The organism is Streptomyces sp. NPDC043870 (genome assembly GCF_056435785.1).
Window position 1 is genome coordinate 86,342 of sequence record NZ_JBWKDT010000032.1, and the last position, 3,623, is coordinate 89,964.

At 73.3% G+C, this 3,623-nt stretch carries 3 protein-coding genes; 1 reads left to right on the forward strand and 2 read right to left on the reverse strand.

The genetic code is table 11. The annotated features are described in order from the left end of the window. Positions 1–223: 223 nt before the first annotated feature. Both hemQ and hemG read right to left on the reverse strand, forming a co-directional pair. The gene (gene hemQ / locus AC0699_RS30060) at positions 224–937 is read right to left on the reverse strand and encodes a hydrogen peroxide-dependent heme synthase (RefSeq protein WP_453668689.1); all 714 of its coding nucleotides are present in this window, start codon (positions 935–937) and stop codon (positions 224–226) included. A 4-nt stretch (positions 938–941) separates the two neighbouring features. Next, a complete protein-coding gene (gene hemG, locus AC0699_RS30065) occupies positions 942–2,390 on the reverse strand; it encodes a protoporphyrinogen oxidase (protein ID WP_478666526.1) in 1,449 nt (482 codons plus the stop codon). A 141-nt stretch (positions 2,391–2,531) separates the two neighbouring features. On the opposite strand from hemG, the gene AC0699_RS30070 reads away from it, so the two are divergent. Then, on the forward strand, positions 2,532–3,482 hold the full coding sequence (locus AC0699_RS30070) for a DUF4349 domain-containing protein (RefSeq protein WP_478666528.1): 951 nt from the start codon (positions 2,532–2,534) through the stop codon (positions 3,480–3,482). Positions 3,483–3,623 lie beyond the last annotated feature (141 nt).

Genomic DNA, 3,623 nt, shown 5'->3' on the forward strand with positions numbered 1-3,623 from the left:
CCGCTGTCACCCACCACGCGCAGCCGCGCCTCCTGACCTACGGCCCTCCGTTCCGCCCCCCCCCTCCCCCCCCGCACCCGCAGCCGGACCCGGTGTCGCTGGACCAGCGGGCGGTCGAGCGCAAGCTGCCGCCGGCTGTCTGATCTTCCGGGTCAAGGGGAGACGGGCCGCGTCAGCGGCCCGTCTCCAGGTCATGCGAGAAGCAGGTCATGCGAGAAGCAGGTCAGGCGAGCCCGGCCACCAGATCGGCGACGCTCTTCCTGCGCCCTGTGTAGAACGGGACCTCTTCGCGGACGTGCATCCGGGCCTCGGAGGCGCGCAGGTGGCGCATGAGGTCGACGATGCGGTACAGCTCGTCGGCCTCGAAGGCGAGGATCCACTCGTAGTCGCCGAGCGAGAACGAGGCGACCGTGTTCGCGCGCACGTCGGGGTAGCCCCGGGCCATCTTGCCGTGGTCGGCGAGCATCCGGCGGCGGTCCTCGTCGGGGAGCAGGTACCAGTCGTACGAGCGCACGAAGGGGTACACGGAGACGTAGTTCCGCGGCGTCTCGTCGGCGAGGAACGCCGGGATGTGCGCCTTGTTGAACTCGGCGGGGCGGTGCAGCGCCATGTTCGACCAGACCGGCTCCAGCGCGCGCCCGAGGCGGGTGCGGCGGAACAGGTTGTACGCCTCCTGAAGCTGGTCCGCGGTCTCCGCGTGCCACCAGATCATGAGGTCGGCGTCCGCGCGCAGGCCGGACACGTCGTACGTACCGCGAACGGTGACGTCCTTGGCCGCGAGCTGGTCGAACAGCTCCTGGACCTCGTCGGCGTAGCCGGCACGGTCCTGCGGCAGCACGTCGCGCAGCTTGAAGACTGACCACAGGGTGTAGCGGATGACCTCGTTGAGGTCCTTCGCCTTCTTACCGGCGTTCGGGATCTTTTCGGGCGCACTCATACAACTATTCTCGCCCGTCACGGACAGTGCCCTGCACCAGGGGGGCCGTGGCGATGATCTCGTCCGCCGCGCGCTGTCCGCTGCCGATGCACGCGGGGATGCCCACGCCGTCGTACGCCGCCCCGCAGACCCGCAGCCCGGGCAGCTTCGCCACGGCGTCCCGGACCCGCCCGACGCGGGCGAGATGGCCGACGGGGTACTGCGGCAGTCCGCCGATCCAGCGGGTGACCTCTGTCGCGACGGGGCGCGCGGTGAGGCCGGTCGCCTCGCCGAGGTCCTTCAGGGACACGGCGACGAGATCGGCGTCCTCGCGGTCCAGCTGGTCCTCCTCGCCGAAGCGGCCGACGCTGGTGCGGAGCAGGAAGAGGTCCGGGGCGCTGCGGGCCACCCAGTCCCACTTCTGGGCCGAGAAGGTGGACGCCTTGATCGTGCGGCCGTCGACGGGCGGCACGAGGAAGCCGGAGCCGGCGGGCAGCTGCCCGGCCAGGTCGGCCCGGCGGAACGCGAAGGTGATCAGCGCCATCGACGCGTACTCGACGGCGGCGAGCTCGGCGGCGGCGGCCGGGGACTCGTCGGCGAGCAGCGCGGAGGCGGACCAGGCGGGGGCCGCGAGGATCACACCGTCCGCGTCGAAGTGACGCTGGTCGGTGCGGACGCGCCACCCCTCGGTGGTACGGGTCAGGCCCAGTACCGGGGCCTCGGTGTGGATCTCCCCGCCGGCGGCGCGGACCGCGTCGGCGACCGCGAGCGGGAGGGTGCCGACGCCGCCTTCGATGCCCATGAAGACGGGTCCGGCCTGCTGCTGCTCCGCGGCCCGCCGCTGCACCTCGCGCACCGCGTCCAGCAGGGAGCCGTGCGCGGCCCTGGCCGCCTCGAAGAGGGCGGGGACGGCGGCACGCATGGAGATGCGGTAGGCGTCACCCGCGTACACGCCGCCGAGCAGCGGCTCGACGAGCCGGTCGACGACCTCGCGGCCGAGGCGCTCCGCGACGTACGCGCCGATGGCCACGTCGTCGCCGAGCTCGGCCGGGGGCAGGTCGCGCTCGTGACCGATCCGGTCGAGACCCTCCGCGGAGAGCAGTCCGGACAGGGCGTCCGGGCTGCCGGGCACCCCCATCACATGGCCCTTGGGCATGGGGCGCAGGGCGTCGCGTGTCCAGACGGAGGCGGTGGCGGTGGCCGGGGGCTGCAGCCGGTCTCCGAGGCCGACGGCCCGCGCGAGGGCGACCGCCTCCGGGCGGCGGGCGAGCATCGACTCGGCGCCCAGGTCGACGGGGCCGCCGGCGATCTCGCCGGCCTGGAGCTTGCCGCCGAGCCGGATGGTCGACTCCAGCAGGGTCACGCGTACCCCGGTGGTCAGCAGCCGGTGCGCGGCCGCGAGGCCCGCGATACCACCGCCGATGACGACGACATGGCCGGTGCCGGCGGCCGGGCGCTCTGAGATGGACAGCATGCCTCCACTCTCTCAAACGCCCGTCGGCGTCCCGTAACGAGTCCTGACCGTGACCGCTTCGGAACCGGAATACGGCAACCCGCGTACCTGCCTCGCGCGTCGAACCGGCACCAGCCACCACCATCCCTTGGGGGACCCGATATGCGTGCACGGCACAGGCTCGCGGCAGTGCTCCTGGCCGCCTCACTCGCTCTCGCCGGATGCGGCTCCGACGACACGGACACCGCCGCCCTTGACAGCAAGGCAGGCGGGGACGCGGCGGCGAAGGGCCCTGCCCCGGACTCCGGTTACGCGGGTGCCCAGCCGTCCGGAGGCAAGCAGCAGCAGCCGAAGGTTCCGGAGACCCACATCATCAGGACCGCCGAGCTGCGTGTGGAGGTGAAGGACGCGACGAAGGCGCTCGACTCGGTCCGCAGGACGGTCGAGAGTGCCGGCGGGCACGTCGCCGACGAGTCCACCGAGCGGGTCGACGACACGCATGTGACGTCCCGGGTGGTGCTGCGCGTGCCGCAGGACCGGTACACGGGGATTCTCGCGGACCTGGCGGGCAGCGGGAAGCTGCTGTCCCGTAAGGCGGACGCCAAGGACGTCACCGCGCAGGTGGTCGACGTGGAGAGCAGGATCGCGACACAGCGGGCGAGTGTGGCGCGGGTGCGGGCGCTGATGGACCAGGCGACGCAGCTGAGCGATGTGGTCACGCTGGAGGGCGAGCTGAGCAGGCGTCAGGCCGAGCTGGAGTCCCTCCTGGCCCAGCAGGCGTCGCTCAAGGACCGTACGACGATGGCGACGATCACGCTGGAGCTGTCCGAGGCGGAGAAGCCGAGGGAGCCGGAGGACGAGGACGACGCCGGCTTCCTGGACGCGCTGGAAGGCGGCTGGAACGCGCTGGTGACGACTCTGCGGTGGATCGGGCTGGTGCTGGGCGCGGTGGCGCCGTTCGCCGTGGTGTTCGCGGCGCTGTACGCGGTGTGGCGGTGGCTGGTCCGGCCGCGGCTGGCCGGGCGCACCGCCGCGGTCCCGGCGCCCCGGCAGGTCCCCGCGACGGGGCCGGACCGTGCGACGGAGCCGGACCCGGCGCCCGGGCAGGACTGAACGGCCGCTCCCACGTAGCGTGTTCCTCATGGAACGACTGGTGGTCATCGGCGGCGGGGGGGGGGGGGGGGGGGGGGGGGGGGGGGGGGGGCGGGGGGAGGGGGGGGGGGGGGTGGGGGGGGGGGGGGGGTGGGGGTCTCC